Source organism: Corynebacterium ulceribovis DSM 45146 (genome assembly GCF_000372445.1).
Taxonomy (GTDB): domain Bacteria; phylum Actinomycetota; class Actinomycetes; order Mycobacteriales; family Mycobacteriaceae; genus Corynebacterium; species Corynebacterium ulceribovis.
Genome location: NZ_AQUY01000001.1, coordinates 1 through 23291, shown reverse-complemented (window position 1 = coordinate 23291; position 23291 = coordinate 1). Strand labels below are relative to the sequence as shown.

Genomic DNA, 23291 nt, shown 5'->3' with positions numbered 1-23291 from the left:
AGTTTTCGACTTAAGACGAGCACGCTGTCTCACCTTTTGGGGGTTGAGGAGCGGGCTTTGCGCTGCAGTTTCTTGGGCAATATATGGGATCTTGATACCCTAGCCGGGTGAGCAACAGCGCAGAACATGATGAACAAGTCACCCGCCTCGCCCTCAAGGCCGGCCGGGGCGACCGTGCTGCGCTGACCGCTTTTATCCGCGCTACCCAGCAGGACGTCTGGCGACTATTAGCGCACTTGGCCGACACGGACCAAGCTGACGACCTCACTCAGGAAACCTATTTGCGCGTCATGTCAGCTCTGCCTCGCTTCGCCGGCAGATCCTCCGCTCGCACCTGGATTTTGTCGTTAGCCCGACGGGTTTGGGTGGATTCTGTGCGCCATGACATGGCGCGGCCACGTAAATCGATCACTCAGTGGGAAGACGCCACAGATGCCACCGCAAATACGAGCTCCGCTCAGTGGGCGGACGTGGTTGATGCCCGGCTGCTGCTCAATGACCTCGACGAGGACCGCCGCGAAGCACTCATCCTGACTCAAGTACTGGGCTATTCCTACGCGGAGGCAGCAACCATTGCTGGGGTGCGTGTGGGCACAATCCGCTCCCGTGTTGCCCGAGCCCGCGCTGACCTAGTGGAAGCCACGTCTCGTGACGCTGACTCCGGTTCGGAAGACGACAAAGGCGACGGCCCTCGCCGTCGCCTTCGCGTTGTCTAAGCCGGGGATGTCACCCCAGCACTCAGCAGCTCGCTCAGGCAGCCAGCAGCCTGAGCTGAGCAGCTAACTGTTGACCAGCAGCTCTGCAATCTGCACGGTGTTCAGCGCTGCGCCCTTGCGCAGGTTGTCGCCGGAAACTACCAGCACCAGACCACGGTTATCATCCACGGTGGAGTCCTGACGGATTCGGCCCACCAAGGAGTCATCCCGACCAGCTGCGTTCAATGGGGTCGGCACGTCGACAACCTGGACGCCGGGGGCGTCCTTGAGCAGTTCAGTAGCCTGCTCTGGGGTCAGTGCGCGGTCAAACTCAGCGTGAATGGTCAGGGTGTGACCGGTGAACACTGGCACACGGACGCACGTACCGGACACCTTGAGCTCTGGGATATCCAGGATGCGGCGGGATTCATTCCGCAGCTTCTGTTCCTCGTCGGTTTCGCCAGTGCCATCGTCAACAAGCCCACCGGCCAGCGGAACCACGTTGAAGGCGATTGGCTCCACGTACGGCCCCAAATCCTCGGCGGTCAGGGCGTCACCTTCGTGAACTAGGGCGCGCAGGTCTTCCTCGTGGGCAACAATGCCCTGCGCCTGCTTGACCAAGGTATCCACGCCAGCCAGACCCGAACCAGAAACTGCCTGGTAAGAGGAGACATGCAGCTTCACCAAACCAGCGGCCTCATGCAGTGGCTTGAGCACTGGCATCGCAGCCATGGTGGTGCAGTTCGGGTTCGCAATGATGCCCTTAGGGCGGTTCAGACGGTGCTCTGGGTTTACCTCAGAGACAATCAACGGCACCTCAGGGTCCTTGCGCCATGCCGACGAGTTATCCACCACAGTTGCGCCGGCGGCAGCAAAACGTGGCGCCTGCTCGCGTGACAGTGTGCCGCCTGCGGAGAACAAGGCGATGTCAATGCCAGCTAGGTCCTCGTCGGAGGTGGCGGCAACGTCTTCCACAACGACATCTTCGTCGCGGTACTTCAGCACCTTGCCTGCAGAGCGGCTGGATGCGAACAAGCGCACCTTATCTGCCGGGAAATTACGCTCTTCCAAAATGGCGCGCATGACGTGGCCCACCTGACCGGTGGCACCCACAATGGCAATCGTGGTCACAAGGCCCTCCCAAGGCTCAACTGTTGACGGTTAGAAACCTCAGGATAGCGCCCGAGGTGAGTTTTGTTAACGGCCGGTGCCTGCGTAAACAATCGCTTCGGTGTCACCGCCGAGGCCAAAGGCCTTGTGCAGTGCGCGAACGGCGTCGTCGACGGCCTCTTCGCGAATCAGCACGGAGATCCGGATCTCGGAGGTGGAAATCAGCTCAATGTTGATGTCCTGCTCCGCCAACGCTTCGGTGAAGGTTGCGGTCACACCTGGGTGGGACTTCATGCCGGCACCAACCAGGGACACCTTGCCGACCTGGTCGTCGTAGAGGATGTCGCCCCAGTTGTTGGCTTCCTGCAAACGGGTCAGCAGTTCCATGGCGCGTGGGCCGTCGGCACGTGGGCAGGTGAAGGTGATGTCGGTGGTGTTGTCTTTCAGGCTGGAGACATTCTGCAGCACCATGTCGATGTTGATTTCGGCATCAGCGAGGGCGCGGAACACCACGGCGGCTTTACCGGCTTCGTCTGGGATGCCCAGAACGGTGATTTTCGCTTCAGTGACGTCGTGCGCCACACCAGTCAGAACTGCTTCTTCCACAGGAATATCCTCCATTGAGCCGGCCACCAGGGTGCCGGGTTCGGTGCTGTACGACGAACGGACGCGCAGCGGGGTGTTAGTAGAACGGGCGTACTCCACAGCACGGAGCTGCAGAATCTTGGAGCCAACGGCTGCCATTTCCAGCATTTCCTCGAAGGAAATCTTGTCCAGCTTCTGGGCGTCCGGCACAATCCGCGGGTCGGCGGTGTACACGCCATCCACGTCGGAGTAAATCTCGCAGACATCTGCCCCCAGTGCCGCTGCAATGGCCACTGCGGTGGTGTCGGAGCCACCGCGTCCCAAGGTGGTGACATCCTTGGTTTCCCGGTTCACGCCTTGGAAACCGGCGACCAGGCAGATGTTGCCTTTGTCGAGTGCTTCCCGGACTCGGCCTGGGGTCACTTCAACGATGCGGGCGTTGCCGTGGCGTTCGGTGGTGATGACACCGGCCTGGGAGCCGGTGAAGGACTGGGCGTGGGCGCCAAATGATGAAATCGCCATGGCCACCAGTGCGTTGGAGATACGCTCACCGGCGGTCAGCAGCATGTCCATTTCGCGGGCGGGTGGGACTGGGTTCACCTGGTTGGCTAGGTCCAGCAGTTCGTCTGTGGTGTCCCCCATGGCGGAGCACACGACGACCACGTCGTTGCCTGCCTTCTTGGTTGCCACGATTCGTTGTGCGACACGGCGGATTCGTTCTGCGCTTTCCAGCGACGAACCACCATATTTCTGTACAACCAATGCCACGTTGCATGCCTCCTCTTATGTGCTGGGCAACATTCTAGCAACGGGAGTGCTGCGCAACACGGCTAGCTGGCCACACGCGCCCTGCGCGAGTATTTGGAGTGGGATTCCAGTAGCCTGAATTTTGTGTCCGGAAACGTCTTAGCAGTGCTGTTTGCACTCGCATCTGCCCTCACCATTGCGTGGGGCACCGTTGTACGGCACCGGATTGCGGAAGAGGCTCCTCAAAGTGGTTCGGGAGCCATTTTGACGGCGATGCGTCGACCATTGTGGTGGGCGGGGATGTCAACTGCAATTATCGCCTATGGCCTGCAGGTGGTGGCACTGGGTTTCGGCCCCCTGCTGATTGTGCAACCCATCATGGTGATGTCACTGATGTTCACCTTGCCGCTGTCGGCCCGCTACGATGGCCGCCCCATCACTTTTGATGAGATGTTTTGGGCCTCCATCTTGACGGTTTCGGTATCGGTGCTGGTGCTTTTGGGCCGACCCGCACCGGGCATTGATCATCCGCCGCTGCAGCGTTGGGTGTTGCCGATTGCGATTGGTTGGGGAATTTTATTCGCGATGGATCGTTTCGCCCAACGTCAGCTCCGCCGCGAGCGCGCCCTCATCTTGGGTCTGGTCACTGGCGCGATGTTTGGCTATGTGGGCGTGTTTTCCAAAGCCGTGGCTGACATTTTCGTGTTGTACGGACCTTTGGGCTTGTTGACGAATTGGGAGACCTACGCGCTCCTTATCAGCGCAACTCTGGGCACGGTGGTCCAGCAAAGTTCCTTTAACGCTGGGGCTTTGAAGAATTCGCTACCGGCAATGAAAACGGGTGAACCAATTGTGGCGTTTGCTCTGGGTTATATCGTGCTGGGCGAGAAATTCCAGGCAACGAACCTGGAGTGGCTGTGGATGGCGTTGGCGCTGGCGGCGATGATTGTGTCGACCTTTGCGTTGTCTCGTCGCAGCATCGGTTAGCGCAGCTGCAATTATCCGTTTGTGCCCCGAATTTGGGCGGGTGTAATTGCGCAAACTTTGCCGCGAGTTTGTTACCTGCGCTACAGTTATCGCTATGAACCGCGTGCAGCAGCTGAACCAGCTCCTTCTGTGCCGCGGCGGGGCTCGGAACTAATTGACCGGCACCTCGTCGCGGGGTTTTGTTATGCCGGTCTTCACTAGACCAATTTTTCAAAACTTTCCGAAGGAAGCCCCATGACCCCGAACGACGCTTTTATTTCCGCTCCTGCACAGATCAACACCCCAGCTGGTGATATCCCAGCGGACCAGCCTTCGTGGAATAAGCAGCGCCCATCGCAGATGCCGGTGAAGAAGTACCTGCAGTACCGCGAAGAAGTCGAAACTTTCGTGCTGGAGGACCGCACCTGGCCAAACAAGGTCATCGAAAAGGCGCCGGTATGGTGCGCTGTTGACCTGCGTGACGGTAACCAAGCACTGATTGACCCAATGTCGCCGGAGCGTAAGCACCGGATGTTCCAGCTGCTGGTGGAGATGGGCTACAAGGAAATTGAGGTTGGTTTCCCATCCGCGTCGCAGACGGACTTCGACTTTGTCCGCCAGATCATCGAAGGTGGCATGATTCCGGATGATGTCACCATCCAGGTTCTGGTCCAGGCACGCGAACACCTGATTCGCCGCACCTTCGAGGCTTGCGCTGGCGCAAAGAACGTCATTGTGCACTTCTACAACTCCACCTCCATCCTGCAGCGCCGCGTGGTGTTCCGTAAGGACAAGCCGGAAATCAAGAAGATTGCTACCGACGCTGCGCAGCTGATTAAGACCATTGCTGCGGACTACCCAGACACCAACTGGCGCTGGGAGTACTCGCCAGAGTCCTACACCGGCACCGAGGTCGAATTCGCCCGCGAGGTGGTCGATGCAGTCACCGAGATCATGGAACCGACCCCGGACAACCCAATGATCATCAACCTGCCGTCCACCGTCGAGATGACCACCCCGAATGTCTACGCAGACACCATTGAATGGATGGACCGTAACCTGGCTCGCCGCGATTCCATCCTGATTTCGCTGCACCCACACAACGACCGCGGCACTGGTGTGGCCACCGCAGAACTGGGCTACATGGCTGGCGCCGACCGCATCGAAGGTTGCCTATTCGGCAATGGTGAACGCACCGGTAACGTCGACTTGGTCACTCTGGGCCTGAACATGCTGACCCAGGGCGTCGACCCGCAGATTGACTTCTCCGACATCGACTACATCCGCCGCACCGTCGAGTACTGCAACCAGCTGCGTGTTCACGAGCGCACCCCGTACGGCGGCGACTTGGTCTTCACCGCGTTCTCCGGTTCCCACCAGGACGCCATCAACAAGGGCTTCGACGCGCTGGAGGGCAACATCTGGGAGGTTCCTTACCTGCCAATCGACCCGAAGGACCTGGGCCGCACCTACGAGGCAGTTATCCGCGTGAACTCCCAGTCCGGCAAGGGTGGCGTGGCGTACATCATGAAGACCGATCATGGTCTGCGCCTGCCACGACCAATGCAGGTGGAGTTCTCCGGCATTGTGCAGGCAGTCACCGAGGCAGAGGGCGGCTCCATTGAACCGAAGGTGATGTGGGATATCTTCGCCAACGAGTACCTGGATCGCACTGCCCCACTGGAGCAGGTCTCGGTCACGGTGGACTCCACCCGCGCGGAAGCAGACGAAACCCGGGTGTCCGCACAGGTCATCTATGACGGCGCCGAGCGTCGCATCACTGGTGTCGGTAACGGCCCGCTGGCGGCTTACGCCAATGCGCTGGAGGAATTGGGCGTTGACGTGGAGATTCAGGAGTACACCCAGCACGCCCGTACGTCTGGTGATGACGCGGAAGCTGCTGCCTACATTCAGGCGGAAGTGAAGTCTGCAGCCGGCACGGAGCGGGTCTGGGGTGTGGGTATTGCCAGCTCCATCACATATGCTTCCTTGAAGGCAATTACGTCGGCGGCTAACCGTGCGCTGACCCGCGATAATGTGACTGTATAACGGCCACTGCACCATGATGGATAGGTAGATGTCAGAACTGACCCCGGAACAGCGGCGTGAGCTGCAGCAACAACGTCGACGCGAACGCGAAGCGGAAGTTGCTGCCACCCCGTTTGCCGCGGTCAGCATCCGCACTACCGGCATCCACCCCGCTACCGGACGTTTGTTGTCCATGGCGGTTGTTTTGCTTGACGACGAATTGGAACCGTCCCGCGAATGGCATGCCATTTTCGATGCCGGAACTGACCCGGGACCAGCTCATTTACATGGCTTGTTGCCTGAAGATTTAGCGGATAAGCCTAAATTTGGTCGGCTTCTTCGGGAGCTGAACCGGCTGCTGGATGGTCGTACCCTCATTGCCCACGATGCGCCATTGACCTGGGGTTTCTTGGTGTCGGAGGCGAATCGTGCCCGAAAAGCGGCTCACCATGGCCGCAACCGTAACCGGAATCGGAACCGCCGGCGCCGCTCGATTGGGCACACCCCGAAGCCAGCCGCGATCGTCGATACGCTGGCGACGGCTCGGGGCGCTGATATGTTGCTGCCGGATACGCGACTGCGTGGTGTTGCACTGCATGCTGGCCTTGATGTTGAGGGGCCTCGCGCCACCGTCGAAAGAGCGCAACGCAGCGAGAAGGAAACCACAATCTCCGATGCCCATGTCGTCGCCAAGCTCTATGCAGCGCAACGGCAGGCAGGCGCAACGATGGTGACCTACGCCGCGGACAATATGCGGCCGGACCGGTTTGGTTTGCAGCGTTCGGCGGTGCGGGTCGATGCCATGGAGGCGCCGCGGCCGTATATCAATCCGGGTCGGTATGAGCCGGGCACGAAACTGCAGGCCGGTATGGAGTTTGTGGTGGCGCCGGAAATTGAGGCGGACCCGGATGAGATTATTGGGGCGGGCGCGGCCGCTGAGCTGGTGTACAGCGAGAAAGTGACGCGGCAAACGTCGGTGCTGGTGTGCAATTCCACTACTGACCTGCGGGGAAGGGCAATGCACGGCAAGCGGAAAGGCATTCCATTGCTAGCTGATACTGCCTTCCTTTCGCTCCTTGATGACGTAAAACCGGGCACGCCAGCGGAGTAGGCAGCCAAGTCGGTTTATGCTGGAGGCCATGACCGACTCTTCCAACATGAGCTTGCGTGGGCGACTCGCGTCGCTGACCGGCCGTGCGGCAACCTGGGCTTCGCAGAAAACTGGCCGTGGTTCCGGCGGCATGATCGGTGGGCTGATCGCTCGCCGTCTCGACCCGAATATTCTGCCGCAGCTGGCTGGCGACACCCCAGCGGTGATTGTCACCGGTACAAACGGCAAATCCACCACGACCCGGATGCTCGCCGCGGCGATGCGCACCAGATTTACGGTTGCCACCAACGACGGCGGCGACAATATGGACGAGGGTGTCATTTCGGCGCTGATGGCGGCCAGCAACCCGGAATACATTGCCGTGGAAGTCGATGAGCTGCACGTTCCCCGGATTTCGCAGCAGCTGAACACTAAAGTCATTGTGCTGCTGAACCTGACCCGCGACCAGCTGGACCGCGTCGGGGAAATCAACAAGATTGAACGCACCCTGCGCGACGCAATCAACGCCTGCCCAGAGGCCACCGTGATCGCCAACTGTGACGATGTGATGGTCACATCCGTGGCTTATGACCATCCGAATGTGGTGTGGGTGTCGGTGGGCCGCGGTTTTTCCGGCGACGCGACCAGCTGCCCACGTACCGGGTCGGCGATTATGCACACCGGTACGGGCACCTCGTTGGATTGGTACGCCACCAAACCGCTTCCTAACGGGGAGATGTTCCGCCGTCCGAAACCGCAATGGCGGATCGATGACGTGGGAATTCACCGCGATACTGGTGTGGCAATGCCTCTGGAGCTGCAGCTGCCGGGCCGGGCGAACCGCGGTAATGCGGCACAGGCGATTGGGGCGGCTGATGTGCTGGGCATTCCGGTGGAAGATGCTGTCGATGCGGCGCAGTCAGTCAGTGACGTTGCAGGCCGCTACTCCACGCTCAATATCGGCAACCACGATGTGCACATGCTGCTGGCGAAGAATCCGGCTGGTTGGCAGGAAGCGCTCGCCATGCTGGACCGCAGCGCTGAGGGCGTGGTCATTTCGGTCAATGGCCACATTGCCGACGGTGAGGACCTGTCCTGGCTATGGGATGTGAAGTTTGAAGATTTCGGTGACACGAAGGTGGTTGCCGCTGGTGAGCGCGCCACCGACCTTGCGGTCCGCCTGACTTATGCGGGAATTGAGCACACTGTGGTGGCCGATACGTTGGATGCGATTCGGTCCTGCCCGGCGGGTCGGGTGGAAGTGTTGGCGAACTACACCGCCTTCCGGGACTTGCGGCGAGCAATTTTGCGGGCTTCTGATGCGCACCGCGGCCCGGCTGAGCGCAGTTCACTGAGCAACCCGTTCCAGAAACCATCGACCGCTGAGGAGGCTTAAAGTGACTGCCCCTGATCTAACTATTGGTTTGATTCTGCCGGATGTGCTGGGCACCTACGGCGACGATGGCAATGCCCTAGTTTTGCGGCAGCGCGCCCGAATGCGCAGCCTGACCGCGGAGATTCTGCAGGTGAACCTGGGTGAGCCGGTACCGGAGACTGCGGACGTGTACTGCGTCGGCGGTGGCGAGGATGCTGCCCAGGTCCTGGCTGCGGAGCATCTGCTGGCCGATGGTGGTTTGGTGCGCGCTGCGAATGCGGGCCGACCGGTGTTGGCGATTTGTGCAGGGTTCCAAGTGCTGGGTGCGAGTTTCCATGCCGCCGGCAAGCTTGTTGACGGTTTGGGGCTTATCGACGCCACGACGGAGTCACTTCCCGAGCGGGCCATCGGTGAAATCGCCACTGAACCGCAGCTCCCGGGTGTTACCGAGGTGCTGTCTGGTTTTGAAAACCACCGTGGTGCAACGGTGCTGGGTTCGGATGCGACGCCACTGGGTCATGTCACCCGCGGGATCGGCAACTCGGATGTCGCCGGTGTCGATGGCGTTCGCGGTGAAGGCGCACTGCAGGGCAGTGTGATTGCTACCTATATGCATGGCCCGGTACTGGCCCGGAACCCACAGCTGGCGGATGTGCTGCTGGCGCAGGCCATGGGTGTGGATGTGTCTGAATTGGCGCCGCTGGATTTGCCGATTATTGACCAGCTGCGCCATGAGCGGCTGACATCGGTGCCGCGCCCGGACTCCGAGCGGCACTAGCGCAGGCGCGGCGCATAGCCGCCGCTGTCCCCGCTAGAACAGTGCGGTGCGGCCGGAGAGCGCGCGGGTGAGCGTGAGCTCATCGACGTACTCGAGGTCGCCGCCCATGGGCATGCCGGAGGCCAACCGGGTGACTTTCAGGCCTGGGAAGTCGCGCAGTAGCCGCGCGAGGTAGGCGCTGGTTGCTTCGCCTTCGGTATTCGGGTCCGTCGCGACGATCACTTCGTGAATGTCTGGCGCGGGCTGTCGTTTCGGGGTTCCGTCGTCAGCGAATTCGCCCGGGACGTCAACGTCATCAAGCACCCCACCGATGCGCTGGAGCAGCGTGCGGATGTTCAGCTCATTTGGGCCGACACCTGCGAGCGGGTCCAGTGCGCCACCGAGTACGTGGTAGCGCCCGCGGTATTCGCCGGTGCGTTCCAAAGCTTCGATGTCTTTGGGTTCTTCGACGACGCAGATGACGGTGGCGTCGCGGGAGTGGTCGCCGCAGTAGCGGCAGACGTCGCCGTCGGACACGTTGCCACAGATGCGGCAGAAGCTGACGCCTTGGCGTACCGCTCCGAGTGCTGATTGCAGCCGGTCAATATCTTCCGGCGGGGTGTTCAGCAGGTGAAATGCGATGCGCTGGGCGGATTTTGGACCGATCCCAGGCAGGTGGGATAGCTCGTCGATGAGGTCCTGTAGTGGTCCTTCGAACAAGGCTAGAAACCGAGGCTGCCCAGTCCGCCAGCCAGTGGGCCCATCTTTTCTTCAGCCAGCTGCTGCATCTGTGCGGATGCGTCTGCGAAAGCACCAATGACCAGGTCCTGCAGGGTGTCGACATCTTCTGGGTCGACCACGCCAGCGTCAATCTTCACGTCGGTGACGCGGCCATCACCGGACATGGTGACCTTCACCAGGCCGTTGCCAGCCTGACCGGTCACGCTCGACGCGACGATTTCAGCCTGCGCAGCCTGAAGCTGTGCCTGCATCTGCTGTGCCTGCGCCATGATGGAGTTCATATCTGGCTGGTTCATGGTGGGTCCTTCCACGGTTCGTTGTAAGTCGTACTTTTGTTGTTGGCCAGTTTACCGGCCTTGTCAGTCAGCGAGTTGTGCCCCGCCGAGTTACCTCGGTTCGGCACGCGCCCAGCTGGGGTTACATCGGTTTCGCGCCAAGCTCCCGCGCAAGCAGATCCATCGCAATTTCCCGGCCGGTGCGGTGGTCGTACGGCCCTGGCTTGCTTGCCGACGCATACATTTCGTCAATTTCGGCATTGCGGCGCTCTTCCTCCGCCGCGCTGTCCTGCCCACGGCCCGGTGCATTGCCCGAAGGACTGCCTGACGTACTGTTGCCCCGGCCAGCGCCTGGGTCGGGAAAGCCGGGCTCAAAGTCAGGTTCCGGCGGCAGCGGCACCTCATCAAAGTCGTCTGCTGGCTCCGGCGGCAATGGCGTACCGTCCCCAAAGGCATCGGACCTGCCCTGCGCCGCATCCTGTGGCTGCTGAGCCGCCGTCTGCGCACGCATCCGTTGCTCCGCAAGCGCCGCCCGTTCGGCCTTCTCCCGCTTCTGCGCGGCCTCCGCTTCCTCCCGCAGGCGTCGTTGCGCCGCCTGGAATGGCGTTTCTTGGGGTTGGTGCTTTTCGACGTTTTGGACCATCTGTCGCGTCACTGCCAGCACATCGGTGGCTGGTGGCGCAGGTGGTGCGGGTTGTGGCGCAGCCGGCTTGGGCTGTGGCGCTGGTGGTGCGGGTTGTGGTTCTGGTTCCTCAGGCGACTCGTCATCACCATGCTGGCCACCGTGGCCACTACCCCGCTGCTGGGACTGCCCACCAGATTCCCGGGAAGCGCCGCCAAAACCATGCGCAACTGGGTCGGTTCCCACCACACAGGTCACCGGGATATCAATTCCAGTGACCTGGAGAATGGAGTCACGAATCGCGGTGGAATTGTCTGGGGTATTGAGCCGTTGCACCAGAGCACCAGTGTGGTGCCCGATGGTCAGCTGGTCATCTCGAATACCGAGAGGTACAGCTTGGGCGGCAATAATGCCCGTGACCTTCGAACGCTGCTGCAACGCACTGAGAATGTCGGTCCAAGCCCCGCGGATGCGGCCCAGCGAATCACTATCACCATTGGATAGCGTCAAGTCAGCCTGCTGAGACTCCGGCTGCGGTTCCGGGGTCGGCTGTGGTTGCTGCTGTGGCTGCGGTTCCGGTTCAGCTGCAGGTCGCGGTTCCGGCTGTGGTGTTGGCTCCGGTGTCGGCGCCGTTGGCGCTTGCTTGCCAGATAGGCGTGCCATGGCCGCCAAGCCTGCCGCTTCGGCGTCCGAGACTTGCCGTTCAGCAGGAATCGACGCCGATGTAGCTTGCGCCGCAGCCGGGCCGCGCTGAGCCGGTGGTGTTTGCTGCGCAGGAGCTGCAGCCACCGTAGCTGCTGGCTGAGCAGACGATGGCTGCACAGCGTCTTGTTGCGCGGCGTTTTGCTGAGCGGCAGTTTCCGCTGCTTTGCGTTCCCGCTCCCGGACCACCGATGGTCGTTCATACTTTGGATGCGGCGGCTTCTGCTCTGACTGATCGTCAGGGCTAGCTGCACCAGTGTACGTACCAGCTGTCGCGTCAGTTGCTGCACCGGCAGCACCAGCGCCCGTCCCGCCAACTCCACCAGCCCCAGTCTGGCCAATGCCGCGTTCCAGCTGCTCAATGCGCTGCTGTATTGCCTCCATCGTGCCTTCAGCCGCAGGCAGCATCATCCGGGCACACAGAATTTCTAGCAACAGCCGCGGCGAGGTTGCCCCACGCATCTCTGGCAGACCTTCCGCCACAATCTGGGCATACCGCGTCAGCGTCGCATCACCCATAGATGTTGCTTCAGCCTGCAGTTGCTCCCACTGGTTTTCCGGCGCATCAACCAAGCCTTCATCGAAAGCTGTCGGCACAGCGCTAATCACCATCAGGTCGCGCAGCCGGTCCAACAGGTCCATGGCAAAGCGGCGTGGGTCGTGCCCAGCGTCAATAACTCGGTCAACCACACCGAACATATCGGCGCGGTTTCCGCTTGCGAGGGCGGCCACTGCGTCATCAAGCACTGCGGCGTCGGTAAAGCCCAACAGGGACGACGCCAACTCATAAGTGACGCCTTCCGAGCCAGACCCAGCAACCAGCTGGTCAAGCAGGGACAGTGAGTCACGCGGCGAACCGCCACCGGAGCGAATCACCAGCGGGTAGGCGGCATCTTCCACCGGTACACCTTCGCTGGCAGCCACCCCAGCCAGCAGCCCGCGCATATCCTTCGGCGCCAGCAGACGGAACGGATAGTGATGGGTGCGCGACCGAATCGTCGGCAGCAGTTTATGCGGCTCGGTCGTCGCGAAAATGAAGATGAGGTGCTCCGGCGGCTCCTCCACAATCTTCAGCAGCGCGTTAAAACCGGACGCGGTAATCATGTGCGCCTCGTCAATAATGAAGACGCGATACCGCGACTCCGCGGGCGCATACATCGCCTTTTCCCGCAGGTCACGCATGTCTTCCACACCATTGTGGGAGGCGGCGTCTAGCTCCGTGACATCCAAGTTGCCGACCGCGCCCGGCGCGAGTGCCCGGCACGATGGGCACACGCCGCATGGTGTCGAGGTTGGGCCTTCGACACAGTTCAGGCTGCGGGCCAGAATTCGGGCGGACGAGGTTTTACCGCAGCCACGCGGGCCTGAAAATAGGTAGGCGTGATTGATGCGGTTGGGATTGCCATGTTCATCACGTGCATCCAACGCTGCAGACAGCGGTTTGGTCACATGTTCCTGGCCAATGACTTCCGCAAAAGTCGACGGTCGGTACTTACGGTAAAGAGCCACGTGAACAGCCTACCGGGGCTGGGCTACACCGCACTCGGGCGGTGTAAATCAAGCAGGTCCGCATTCGCTTCCGCCAGTTTCTGCTGCACCGCACCCAGCCCACCAGCCTGCGGGTCGGTCGCCAGTTCAAATTCGGCGTCCGTCAGCGGCACCACCTGCAGCATGGTGGTGATGCGCTCAACCGAATGCGGGTTCTCCTCGGCTTCTTCTGGGGTCGCAAGCTCGCCGGTGGCCTTCTCCGTGATGCGCGGCACACCATTCGACCACACCCACGGGACAACCAATGCGACATGCTTCGTCGTTGCCTCTGGCCACACGTCGGCAATTGCGGAAGGCAGCATCGTTCCGGGTTGGATTGTGCGTTGCCCCGCAACGTCAACAAGCAGCTTGGTGACGTTGCCCAGCACCTGGAGCAGCTTATTGTCCTGCTTGTGCCCGGCGATAAAGATCTCGGAGCGGACAGCGGCATCGCCTGCGGTGACCATCCCGGAGTCAATGTCGGCGGCGCCAATGGTGCAAACGACTTGGTCGGAGCCGTCTTCGGTGAGTGGGAAGACGGCAAAGTTCAGGTCAGACTCGGAGTCGGTGGCGGTGAGCAGTTCGGGTTCGCCTGGGAACAGTTGGGTCACCCAGGCGGTGGTTTCGTCGCGCTTCATGCCACCACGGTACGTGCGAACCCCAGTTCGCGACTAGCCCGAGAACTTTTCGGCAGCAGCCAGCAGCACGCAGGTGGCGAAACCTTCCATTGCCAGTTCCAGTTCGGCAATCGGTGGCATCGACGGGGCCAGGCGAATATTGCGGTTGTTTGGGTCCTGCTTCTGCGGGAAGGTTGCGCCAGCACCGGTCAGCGCGATGCCAGCTTCCTTTGCCAGTTCCACCACACGGGAGGCAGTGCCGTCGACAACATCAACAGAGATGAAGTAGCCGCCAGTCGGACGGGTCCAAGTAGCAACCTCGTATTCAGCAAGGCGCTTATCCAGCACCTCCAGCACGCGGTCGAACTTTGGTGCGAGGGACTCAGCGTGGCGGCGCATCTGGGTACGCACTCCGTCCGCATCACCGAAGAACTGCAGGTGTGCCAGCTGGTTGACCTTATTTGGTCCAATACCGCGAGTACCGGCGTACTTCGCGTACCAAGCCAGGTTCTCCTCGGAGGTCGCGAAGAAGGCGACGCCGGCACCAGCCAGAGTGATCTTCGAGGTCGACGTGAAGACCCATGGACGGTTCGGGTTACCGGCTTCGGCAGCCATCGCCAGCACGTCGTAATTCTGTGGGAACTCGTCGGTCAGGGTGTGCACGGCGTAGGCGTTGTCCCACACCACGCGGAAGTCTGGCGCGGCGGTTGGCATCGACATGATGCGGCGGCAGACTTCTTCGGAGTAGGTGATGCCGGTTGGGTTGGAAAACACCGGTACGTTCCACATGCCTTTGATGGCTGGGTCGGAGGCAACCAGCTTTTCCACCATGTCCATGTCCGGGCCGTTTTCGTCCATACCGACGGTGATCATTTCAATGCCGAACTGTTCGGTGATGCCGAAGTGACGGTCATAGCCTGGTACTGGGCAAATCCACTTGAGCACTGGTTCTTCGCGCCACGGGCGTTCGGAGTCATTGGTGCCGAACATCATGGCCCACTGCACACAGTCGAACTCCATGTTCAGGGACGAGTTATCACCAGCGATGATGTTCTTGGCTGGTAGGCCAATGGCTTCGGCCCATAGTTCGCGCAGTTCTGGCAGACCGTTGAGGCCACCGTAGTTGCGGGTGTCCACGCCAGATGGAGTGGCGTAATTCGCGCCCGGCAGGGCAAGCAGCGCGTTGGAGAAGTCGAGCTGTTCGGCGGAAGGCTTTCCGCGAGTCAGGTTCAGGCTCAGGCCTTTGGCCTTGAGTTCTTCGTAAGATTTTGTGAACTGTGCTTTGAGCTGTGCTAGCTCTGCTGACTCATACGATTCGAGCTTCATTAAATTCACCCTTCTGTGCAACGTCGTGCATTGCTCGCTGTGCCGCACCGGTCCGGTACGAATGCTTCAGCTTCCAATATAGGGGTGATTGCTTTTTGACGAATAGGCCGAGGGCCCTTTCTAAAAATAAGGGGACCCCACGCACCCGCCAGAGCTCGCTGACCCTTGCTGCATTCCTGCCCTGGGGGAGTTCACAAGATAGACGCCGCGTGGGGTCCGGACTCCCACTTTAGCCGAGTGCTCCCCAGTCAAGTCAAACCAGCAACTGACCAGCGGATTTGGTAAATCAAGTGGGGGTTAATGTAATGTTCTTCTCCGGAACGCTAATTCCATGGAGGATTCGACTAGCGGCCTATGTCACACGCCTGGAACGCGTGCGGGGTTCACGCCCCTCGTGGGTTCAAATCCCACATCCTCCGCAGTAAAAATCCCCGCTCACGCCGAGCGGGGATTTTGCATTTGCAGCATCAGCAGATTTTTTCATGCCCGACATGCGAGCCTTCTTCCAGCTGAATGGTGGAATGCTCAATGCCGAATTCGCGAAGTTTCGCCTGGGCAGCGTCGAGAATGTCACAGCCAGCTTGGTGCTGCTCCGCCAGAACTAGGTGGCAAGTGGCCAGCGGCTCATTGCCATCGGTACTCCAAATATGGAGATCGTGGACGGATGCCACCCCAGGCAATGCTTCCAGCTGCCGGGTCACTTCCCCAGTGTCAATGGTGGCGGGAGCGTGGTTGAGTAAAACGGCCACGGAATCCGTCAATAAGCGCAGGGCGCGCGGAAGGACCAACGCCGCAATCAAAAGTGAGGCGATGGCGTCGGCGGCGGTCCACCCGGTGAAGTAAATGACACCGCCGGCGATAATGACCGCGACTGATCCCGCTAGGTCGGAGAGGACGTGCAGATAGGCGCCACGCATATTCAAACTGTCGTGCTGGTGTCGCATCAAAATAGCCGCCGAAATGGCGTTAGCGATTAAACCGATGATGGCGACGATGAGCATCAGGCCAGTGTCGATCTCGTGGTCGCCGCCAAAACGGCCGAGCGCGCTGACCACAATCCACACGGACGCTGCGATGACAGTGGCGGCGTTGACGACTGCAGCAATGACTTCCACGCGGCGGTATCCGAAGGTGGCGCGAGCGGTGGCTGCGCGGCGACCAATCAGGATGGCGACTAAGGCGATCAGCAGGCCGGTGGAGTCCGACAGCATATGCATCGCGTCGGAAAGCAGCGCCAACGAGCCAGAGAGCAGGCCGCCGATGACCTGGGCGATGAAAATTGTGGCGGTCATCGTGAGGGTGACCAGCAGCGCCTTCAGGGAGCCAGATGGCGCATGGGAGTGACCGTGCTCGTGACCGTGACCGTGGGCGTGCTGTTCGGCGTTCATGTTGCCAGGTTAGCGACGCACCCCAGAAAAAGAAAACCCACCCTGAACTGGGAATTGTTCCCAATTCGGGCGGGTGAAGAACAGCTTAAGCCTCTGCTGGCTCGCCGATTTCTTCCAGCACGTGGTCGGAGTCATCTGGGAAGATAATGCCGTAGGACCAACCAGCCAACGCGGCACCAACCAGCGGCGCTGCGATGAACGCCCACACCTGCATCAGCGGGTCGGTGCCAGCAAACCATGCCACACCGAGCGAACGAGCTGGGTTCACCGAGGTGTTGGAAATTGGGATAGACACCAAGTGAATCAGGGTCAGGGCCAGGCCAATCGCAACCGGGGCGAAGCCCTGCGGGGCGCGGCGGTCAGTGGAACCGAGGATGACGAAAAGGAAGATCGCGGTCAGCACGGTTTCCGCGAGCAGCACCGCACCGAGGGAGTAGCCGTCTGGCGACAGGTCGCCGTAGCCGTTGGTGGCAAAACCGGATTCGACAGCACTAAAGCCCTGCTTACCGGAAGCGATCACGTACAGCACGCCACCGGCAGCGGAAGCACCAAGGGCCTGGACCAGCATGTATGGCAGCACAGCCTTAGCTTCGACGCGGCCTGCGAGCACTGCGCCAAGGGTGACAGCTGGATTGAAGTGGCCGCCGGAGATGTGGCCGAAAGCGTAGGCCATGGTCAGCACGGTCAAACCAAAAGCTAGGGCGACACCGAGGAAGCCGATGCCCATATTGACGTTTTCGTTGCTAGAGGACAGGACGGATGCGGCGAAGATTGCACTACCGCAACCCCCCAAAGACCAGAACGAAAGTTCCGACTGCTTCGGCCCAGAGACGGACAATCATGCTGTGATGCATGGTGACTCCAAAAGTCTTAGGTTTCAGTGACAAATCAAACTTTATGTCACTTCCGCCACTCCTGCAACGGCTGCTGTGGTTAGCGCATCGGCACTTCCCGCAGCGTACGACGCAATTTCCGGGTGTACAACAACGCCGGGTCATCCGACAATTCCTCACACGCCCGCACCGCCACCATCAGGTGCGCCCGCTTCGACCGCAGGTAAAACTCCCGCGCCGAACCCGGCAACTTAGGCACATGGTGCAATGGCAAATCCGACACACTCAGCAGCGCCGCATACGGCACCCGATAGCGGTACCCATTCGTAGCCACAGTGCAGCTTTCCATCTCTAGGCCAATGGCAGTCGAACCACCGAACAGCTCCGCGATGCCCGTCGGGGTCTCCCATTCCCAGTTCCGGTCGGCCGTCGACAAAATAGTGCCAGTACGCACACTGCGCCGGTACTGTTCCCCTTCCAACTGCGCGTTTTCCTCAATGGACCGAATCAGCGCACGCTGCAGCTCCGGGATCGGCGGGATCGGGGTGGTCAGCGGCACAATTTTATCTAGCACCGCATCTTTGCGTTCATAAGCATTGGCCAGCAGCAAATCCCCCAGCCGCATCCGGCCATCCAACCCGGCACAGTGCCCGATCATGATCCAGCACTGCGGCCGCAGCACCGCCAAGCAGTCCGTAATCGTCTTCGCATTTGACGGCCCCACACCGATATTGACGATGGTGACGCCGGTGCCGTCCTCATCAGTCAGGTGATACGCCGGCATTTGGTACTTCGACTGGTTCGCGTGCACCGCCGCGTTCGTCGGGAAGGTGTCTGGGTCACTTGCCAAATCCACCCGCATCCCTGGCCCCACCAGCGCTTGATACTTCGCCAGCCGCTCATCCGACCGGCCGAGCGCGTACTCCACGAATTCTTCGGTATGCAGTGCGTAGTTGGTGAACACAATGAACTGCTGAATGTCCTCCACCGAAGTGCCGGTGTAGTGCTCCAACCGAGAGCATGCCAAGTCCACGCGCTGCGCTTTGAACAAGAACAGCGGCCGGTCCGGTTCCGGCGCACCCGGAACCCGCTCCTCGATGTAACCAGTATCGGCAATCCGGTCGTCAACAGCAGTCAAGTCAATTGGCGTGAACCAGGCGCGTTCATCTGCACCGGCTGGGCCCTCGCCACTGCCTTTAATCTCCGCGTAGTCCGGCAGGAACTCCACTGGGATCGGCTGGTCCGACACCCCAATTTCAAAGGTGACGTCATTGTTTTCCCGCAGCGCCGTCAGCTGCTCCGCCAAGTAGTCGTGAAACATCCGCGGCCGCGTCAGCACCGAGCGATACGTTCCTGGGTACTCAATGAAGCCGTTCGCCAGCGATGAGTCCAGCGGCGGCACCTTCTCCACGTTCACCACGATTTCCGGGTAGCACACCTGCACGGGCTCCTCCGGCAATTCCCCATCCCGGTAGGACTGATATTTCTCCGCCAGGTACTGCGTCGATGCGTCGTAGATGTCGGCTAGCTGCGCAATCGCTTCGGCAACGTCGGTGGTGGACAAACGAGGAAAATCAGGCAAAGTTGCGGCGGTCATGCCTTCTATTGTCCGCGAGTTTTCCTAAAGTGCCAGTGCTGCGCACACATTGCCGCCCAGCTCCTCCGCCGCAGCAAGCCGCTCCTCGGACACTTCCCCAACAAACACCAGTGGCTCGGCGACTTTTTGCCATTGGTAGCCAGTCGTAATCGATTCCATCGCTTTTTCCGCGCCAGTGGTATCCATCCCGCCGCGAATCCAATAGCTAAACGGCCGCCCAACGGTCTCATCCTTGACCTGCATGAATGTGCTGTCGAAGAAGTGCTTCAGCGCCCCAGAAATGTACCCGAAATTCGCGGTGGTGCCCAGTAAATAGCCGTCGGCTGCCAGCACATCGTCGACGGAAGTGTCTAACGCTTCCTTCACCTCCACCTCAATGTCCATGGCGGCGCCAGCTTCTTCCGCACCGGCGATTGCCGCTTCCGCCAGCGCTTGAACTTTCTCCGTTGGTGAATGATGGACAATCAGCAGCTTCATGGCCGCCAGACTACTGGTTCTTTCGGCAGGCGGGACAGGTTCAGCTCAGAAAGGTCATACACCCCCGCAAACCCAATCGACTCGGCAATCCACCCAATCACATCCCGCACCCGCGCTGGGTCCAGCTCCTCCCCGGCAATATCGCGCAACGTCACTGCCCCATCGCGTTTAGCGAGCCGTTTTCCGCCCGGCCCAAGCACCAACGGCACATGCACGTACTCCGGTTCGGGCAACCCCAACAAATGGGCCAGCGCCGCCTGCCGAGGCGCCGACGACAACAAATCATCCCCGCGCGTCACCTGATCCACCCCTTGAGCTGCATCATCGACAACCACCGCTAGGTTGTACGCCCACATCCCGTCGGCCCGCCGCAGCACCATATCATCGTCCACATCACCGGAGTAACTGCCGGCATACCGGTCCGTCACCGTCCAGTTGGTTACCGGAGTTTTGAGCCTTATTGACGCTTTCCTACCGGCTTTCCGGCGCTCTTCACGCTGGTCAGGGGTCAAGTTCCGGCAGGTTCCTGGATAGTGCCCAGGAATTGCGTGCGGAGCGGAGGCGGCTTCTTGAATCTCCCGGCGACTGCAGAAACATTCGAAGGTTAAGTTGTCGGCTTGTAACCGTCGCAAAGCATCTTCATATAGGCCGTACCTTTCGGACTGCCGCACCACCTCACCGTCCCAATCCAAACCAATCGCAGCGAGGTCAGCGAGCTGGCGGGCTTCGAATTCGGGTTTGGAACGCTGGCGGTCAATGTCCTCAATACGCAGGATGAAGCGGCGGCCGGACGTGCGGGCAGCGAGCCACGCCAGCGCGGCGGTGCGCAGATTGCCGAGATGAAAGTCGCCAGTGGGGCTGGGGGCGAAACGTCCGGTCATGGTCATATCTTCCACTGTAGGTTCGCGCCAGGTTTCAGTTGTGCAGTGGCGGCTTTAAACTACCTGCATGTCGAAACTCGAAAACGGGTCTGGGCAGGGCGTAGCTGAGGCTGCGTCCGGAAACACCCAGAACTCACAGCCACAATTTGTTGACCTGCCGAAATCCATCTACCCAATCCTCTTCGGTATCTTCACCGCGGTGCTGCTGGTCAGTGCCATCACCGCCTCCAAGGGCGTGCAAATCGGGCCGCTGGTCACCGACGGCGCCTTCTTCCTCTTCCCTATCGCCTACGTCTTTGGTGACGTGCTGACCGAAGTCTTCGGTTTCCGCGCCGCCCGCCGCGCCATCTGGACCGGTTTCGCCGCACAGCTGCTGGCCACCGTCTCCTTCTGGATTGCCATTGCACTGCCGGCTGCTGACTTCTACGAATCGCAAGACGAATTCGCCCTGATTCTGGGCAACATCCCGCAGATTGTCGCCGCGTCGCTGGCTGGTTACCTGGTCGGTCAGATGCTGAACGCCTGGGCGCTGGTGAAGATTAAGGCCAAGACCGGCGAAAAGTCGCTGTGGGCCCGCCTGATCGGTTCGACCGTTGTTGGTGAATTCGCCGACACTTTGATTTTCTGTGCGATTGCTGCACCCGTCATCGGTATCGCTACCAGCAGCGACTTCGCGAACTACGTCATCGTTGGTTTCCTGTGGAAGACCGCACTGGAAGTTGTGCTGCTGCCACTAACCTACCCAATTATTGCGTGGGTCAAGCGCCTAGAAGGCTACCCAGGTAAGTAGCTGTGGGGCCCCACGAGCGCACCCGATTGGATAAGCGTTATCTAGCGCTAGAACCGGGTTTGATGATTGGATAAAGGTTATCCAATCATCAGCCGGTCATCTAGAAGCAGAAAGGCGCTATCCATGCCTCACTATGTGAGCCAAACTTGGACCCCTGCCGACGGCAGCGGTATCCCGCGCAGCGACAAACGCGGCGGCGAGTTCTTCGCCTTTTTGCCAGACACCATTTCAGACGCGGCGATGGCTATCGAACCGAAGCTTTCCCAGCGCGCCGCCGACATTGAGCGCCAAATTATCGCGCTGAATCGCCGCGAAGGTGCCGGTCAGCTGGAAAGCATCGCCCGGCTACTCATGCGTTCTGAGGCGATCTCCTCCTCGCGAATCGAAGGTATCGCGCCAAACGTGGACAAAGTCGTCCTCGCAGAACTTGCCCAAGAAGAGGAAGTCCGAGGATTCAAAGAAAGTGCAGAAGCAGTTGCCCGGAACCTGCAAGTTCTACGATCTGTCGAAAGCGCCTTTGCGACCGTTCCTGCGATCACGCCAGAACTGCTTTCTCAGTTCCAGACGGAACTGCTCGGTGCTCGTCCAACGGTTCCTACCGGCCTTCGCACCATTCAAAACTGGATTGGCGGTTCACAACGGACACCAATCGGCGCAGAATTCATTCCGCCACCGCCACAAGAAGTCTCCCGTCTCGTCGCTGATCTTTGCACTTATCTGAATGGCGCCACTCACGGTGCGCTCATCCAAGCAGCGATCGTGCATGCACAATTCGAAACCATCCACCCATTTGCTGACGGCAATGGTCGCGTTGGCCGGGCACTAATCCACGGCACGCTGCAACGCCGTGGAATAACTCGGCAGACAATTCTGCCAATCAGCCTGGTTCTAGGTACCTGGTCAGAACGCTACATTGATGGCCTCACCAAATACCGCGAAGGCAATCTTTCTGCTTGGTTGGAAACATTCCTGGATGCGGCTGTCGAAGCAACGAAGCAAGCAAACCTCATCACTGACCAGTTGCTTGAGGTCCAATCGCAGTGGAAAGCAACTCTCGACGAGCACCGGAAGCGTCAGGGTATGCAGCGAGCACTGCGTTCGGACTCAATTGAGTTCAAGGTTCTTGCAGGGCTGCCCGCACACCCCATCGTCACTACCAAGAGCCTGGAACGTTTGTATGGCGTATCCAGCAGCAATGCACGAAAGGCGCTCGACAACCTAGCCGAAGTAGGCATCTTGCGAACCAAGGTTGTCGGTATCCGGGGCGCGGCTGGCTACTACGCCGATGATGTCCTTGACCTGCTGGACATTGCCGACCGTCAGCTCGCCAGCAGCCAGTTCGACACCCGACTCGCGCCGCCAACGGGTCGAGCAGTACCGCGAAGGTAGCTCACTATCCAGCTTCCTAACCGTCAGCGCTTACCCGCGGTGTACCGCCCCATGAAATCCTCGCGGAATTCAGCGAAGTCACCGTCAATAATCGCTTGGCGCATCCGGTTCACCAGCTGCCAAATGAACCACACGTTATGCGCAGAGCTCAAGGTGCCACCCAGCGACTCCTTCGCCTTCAACAGGTGATGAATGTACGCGCGGGTAAATCCTTCGGTCGGCGAATCCGGGAAAGTGTCATCAATCGGCCGGAAGTCTTCCTTGTACACCGCCCGCGACAACGTCGTCTTGCCGTAAGCGGTGTACACGGTGCCGCGCCGACCCAGCCGTGTCGGCGACACACAGTCAAAGGTGTCCGCACCAGCAGCAACCGCCGCAAATAGATCCTCCGGCTCCGAAATCCCAAGCAAGTGCCGCGGCTTGCCATCCGGCAGTTCCTCCACGCACCAGCGCAAAATGGTGCCCAGGTTCTCCTTCTCCAGCGCGCCGCCGAGACCATAGCCACCGAAGCCGCGCTTGCCCTCGGCCTCATATTCGTCGGAAAGCGCAACCAAACCCCGTACGGCTTGGCGCCGTAAATCTTCGTATTGTGCGCCCTGCACCACACCCCACAGCGATTGCAGGGGCTTATCGACGCGTTGTTCCGTCAACCGGTTATGTTCCGCCAANCANCGGTTAGCCCAGCCACGGGTACGTTCCACCGACTCGACCTGGTAATCCTTCGTTTCCACCAGGGTGGTCAGCTCGTCGAAAGCAAACATGATATCCGCGCC

General features: G+C 60.2%; 21 protein-coding genes, 1 tRNA gene and 1 other RNA gene. 9 read left to right on the top strand and 14 right to left on the bottom strand.

Annotation, left to right across the window (positions count from 1 at the left end; genetic code table 11):
• Window positions 1–107 precede the first annotated feature (107 nt).
• A complete protein-coding gene (locus A3EC_RS0100110; RefSeq protein WP_018023118.1) occupies window positions 108–716 on the top strand; it encodes an RNA polymerase sigma factor in 609 nt (202 codons plus the stop codon).
• A gap of 63 nt (window positions 717–779) precedes the next feature.
• On the opposite strand, the gene A3EC_RS0100105 is transcribed toward A3EC_RS0100110, so the two are convergent.
• Both A3EC_RS0100105 and A3EC_RS0100100 read right to left on the bottom strand, forming a co-directional pair.
• The gene (locus A3EC_RS0100105; RefSeq protein ID WP_018023117.1) at window positions 780–1826 is read right to left on the bottom strand and encodes an aspartate-semialdehyde dehydrogenase; all 1047 of its coding nucleotides are present in this window, start codon (window positions 1824–1826) and stop codon (window positions 780–782) included.
• 66 nt (window positions 1827–1892) lie between these two features.
• The gene (locus A3EC_RS0100100; RefSeq protein ID WP_018023116.1) at window positions 1893–3158 is read right to left on the bottom strand and encodes an aspartate kinase; all 1266 of its coding nucleotides are present in this window, start codon (window positions 3156–3158) and stop codon (window positions 1893–1895) included.
• 123 nt (window positions 3159–3281) lie between these two features.
• Between A3EC_RS0100100 and A3EC_RS0100095 the strand changes: the two genes are divergently transcribed.
• The 5 genes from A3EC_RS0100095 (at window position 3282) to A3EC_RS0100075 (ending at window position 9374) form a co-directional block, all read left to right on the top strand.
• Window positions 3282–4124, top strand: a complete 843-nt coding sequence (locus A3EC_RS0100095; RefSeq protein ID WP_040427856.1) for a DMT family transporter — start codon at window positions 3282–3284, stop codon at window positions 4122–4124.
• Between the two features lie 234 nt (window positions 4125–4358).
• A complete protein-coding gene (gene leuA / locus A3EC_RS0100090; RefSeq protein WP_018023114.1) occupies window positions 4359–6152 on the top strand; it encodes a 2-isopropylmalate synthase in 1794 nt (597 codons plus the stop codon).
• Window positions 6153–6180: 28 nt separating this feature from the next.
• Complete coding sequence (locus A3EC_RS0100085; RefSeq protein ID WP_018023113.1) at window positions 6181–7242, top strand: DNA polymerase III subunit epsilon; 1062 nt, start codon at window positions 6181–6183, stop codon at window positions 7240–7242.
• 28 nt (window positions 7243–7270) lie between these two features.
• Window positions 7271–8617: a MurT ligase domain-containing protein gene (locus tag A3EC_RS0100080; RefSeq protein ID WP_169331377.1), complete on the top strand. Its 1347-nt coding sequence runs from the start codon at window positions 7271–7273 to the stop codon at window positions 8615–8617.
• 1 nt (window position 8618) lies between these two features.
• The gene (locus A3EC_RS0100075) at window positions 8619–9374 is read left to right on the top strand and encodes a type 1 glutamine amidotransferase (protein WP_018023111.1); all 756 of its coding nucleotides are present in this window, start codon (window positions 8619–8621) and stop codon (window positions 9372–9374) included.
• 33 nt (window positions 9375–9407) lie between these two features.
• Here the strand turns inward: A3EC_RS0100075 and recR are convergent, their stop codons facing one another.
• The 6 genes from recR to ffs form a co-directional block, all read right to left on the bottom strand.
• The gene (gene recR / locus A3EC_RS0100070; protein WP_018023110.1) at window positions 9408–10073 is read right to left on the bottom strand and encodes a recombination mediator RecR; all 666 of its coding nucleotides are present in this window, start codon (window positions 10071–10073) and stop codon (window positions 9408–9410) included.
• A gap of 2 nt (window positions 10074–10075) precedes the next feature.
• Window positions 10076–10390, bottom strand: coding sequence for a YbaB/EbfC family nucleoid-associated protein (locus tag A3EC_RS0100065; protein WP_018023109.1), 315 nt, complete (start codon window positions 10388–10390; stop codon window positions 10076–10078).
• Between the two features lie 121 nt (window positions 10391–10511).
• Window positions 10512–13202, bottom strand: a complete 2691-nt coding sequence (locus A3EC_RS0100060; protein ID WP_018023108.1) for a DNA polymerase III subunit gamma and tau — start codon at window positions 13200–13202, stop codon at window positions 10512–10514.
• 23 nt (window positions 13203–13225) lie between these two features.
• Window positions 13226–13858, bottom strand: coding sequence for a suppressor of fused domain protein (locus A3EC_RS12220; RefSeq protein WP_018023107.1), 633 nt, complete (start codon window positions 13856–13858; stop codon window positions 13226–13228).
• A gap of 33 nt (window positions 13859–13891) precedes the next feature.
• Window positions 13892–15163 carry an aspartate aminotransferase type Ic gene (locus A3EC_RS0100050; RefSeq protein WP_018023106.1) on the bottom strand — a complete coding sequence of 424 codons (1272 nt, stop codon included), beginning with the start codon at window positions 15161–15163 and terminating at the stop codon, window positions 13892–13894.
• A 125-nt stretch (window positions 15164–15288) separates the two neighbouring features.
• Window positions 15289–15385: signal recognition particle sRNA small type (gene ffs / locus A3EC_RS12630), an RNA gene on the bottom strand.
• A gap of 111 nt (window positions 15386–15496) precedes the next feature.
• Between ffs and A3EC_RS0100045 the strand changes: the two genes are divergently transcribed.
• A tRNA-Ser gene (locus A3EC_RS0100045) sits at window positions 15497–15582 on the top strand.
• A 48-nt stretch (window positions 15583–15630) separates the two neighbouring features.
• On the opposite strand, the gene A3EC_RS0100040 is transcribed toward A3EC_RS0100045, so the two are convergent.
• The 5 genes from A3EC_RS0100040 to gluQRS all read right to left on the bottom strand — a co-directional run bounded on the left by A3EC_RS0100040 (window position 15631) and on the right by gluQRS (window position 20345).
• Complete coding sequence (locus A3EC_RS0100040; protein ID WP_018023105.1) at window positions 15631–16551, bottom strand: cation diffusion facilitator family transporter; 921 nt, start codon at window positions 16549–16551, stop codon at window positions 15631–15633.
• Window positions 16552–16636: 85 nt separating this feature from the next.
• Window positions 16637–17344, bottom strand: coding sequence for an aquaporin Z (gene aqpZ / locus A3EC_RS0100035; RefSeq protein ID WP_425386764.1), 708 nt, complete (start codon window positions 17342–17344; stop codon window positions 16637–16639).
• A gap of 140 nt (window positions 17345–17484) precedes the next feature.
• Window positions 17485–18981: an AMP nucleosidase gene (locus A3EC_RS0100030; RefSeq protein ID WP_018023103.1), complete on the bottom strand. Its 1497-nt coding sequence runs from the start codon at window positions 18979–18981 to the stop codon at window positions 17485–17487.
• 24 nt (window positions 18982–19005) lie between these two features.
• Complete coding sequence (locus tag A3EC_RS0100025; protein ID WP_018023102.1) at window positions 19006–19458, bottom strand: flavodoxin family protein; 453 nt, start codon at window positions 19456–19458, stop codon at window positions 19006–19008.
• Window positions 19455–20345: a tRNA glutamyl-Q(34) synthetase GluQRS gene (gluQRS, locus tag A3EC_RS0100020; protein WP_018023101.1), complete on the bottom strand. Its 891-nt coding sequence runs from the start codon at window positions 20343–20345 to the stop codon at window positions 19455–19457. Before gluQRS ends, A3EC_RS0100025 begins: the two co-directional genes overlap by 4 nt.
• A gap of 61 nt (window positions 20346–20406) precedes the next feature.
• Here gluQRS and A3EC_RS0100015 point away from each other — a divergent pair, with 61 nt between their 5' ends.
• Together A3EC_RS0100015 and A3EC_RS0100010 are read left to right on the top strand one after the other, a co-directional pair.
• The gene (locus tag A3EC_RS0100015) at window positions 20407–21129 is read left to right on the top strand and encodes a queuosine precursor transporter (protein ID WP_018023100.1); all 723 of its coding nucleotides are present in this window, start codon (window positions 20407–20409) and stop codon (window positions 21127–21129) included.
• 123 nt (window positions 21130–21252) lie between these two features.
• On the top strand, window positions 21253–22518 hold the full coding sequence (locus A3EC_RS0100010; protein WP_018023099.1) for a Fic family protein: 1266 nt from the start codon (window positions 21253–21255) through the stop codon (window positions 22516–22518).
• Between the two features lie 23 nt (window positions 22519–22541).
• Here the strand turns inward: A3EC_RS0100010 and A3EC_RS0100005 are convergent.
• On the bottom strand, window positions 22542–23291 hold a 750-nt coding region (locus A3EC_RS0100005), incomplete at its 5' end, for a tRNA-guanine transglycosylase (protein ID WP_018023098.1).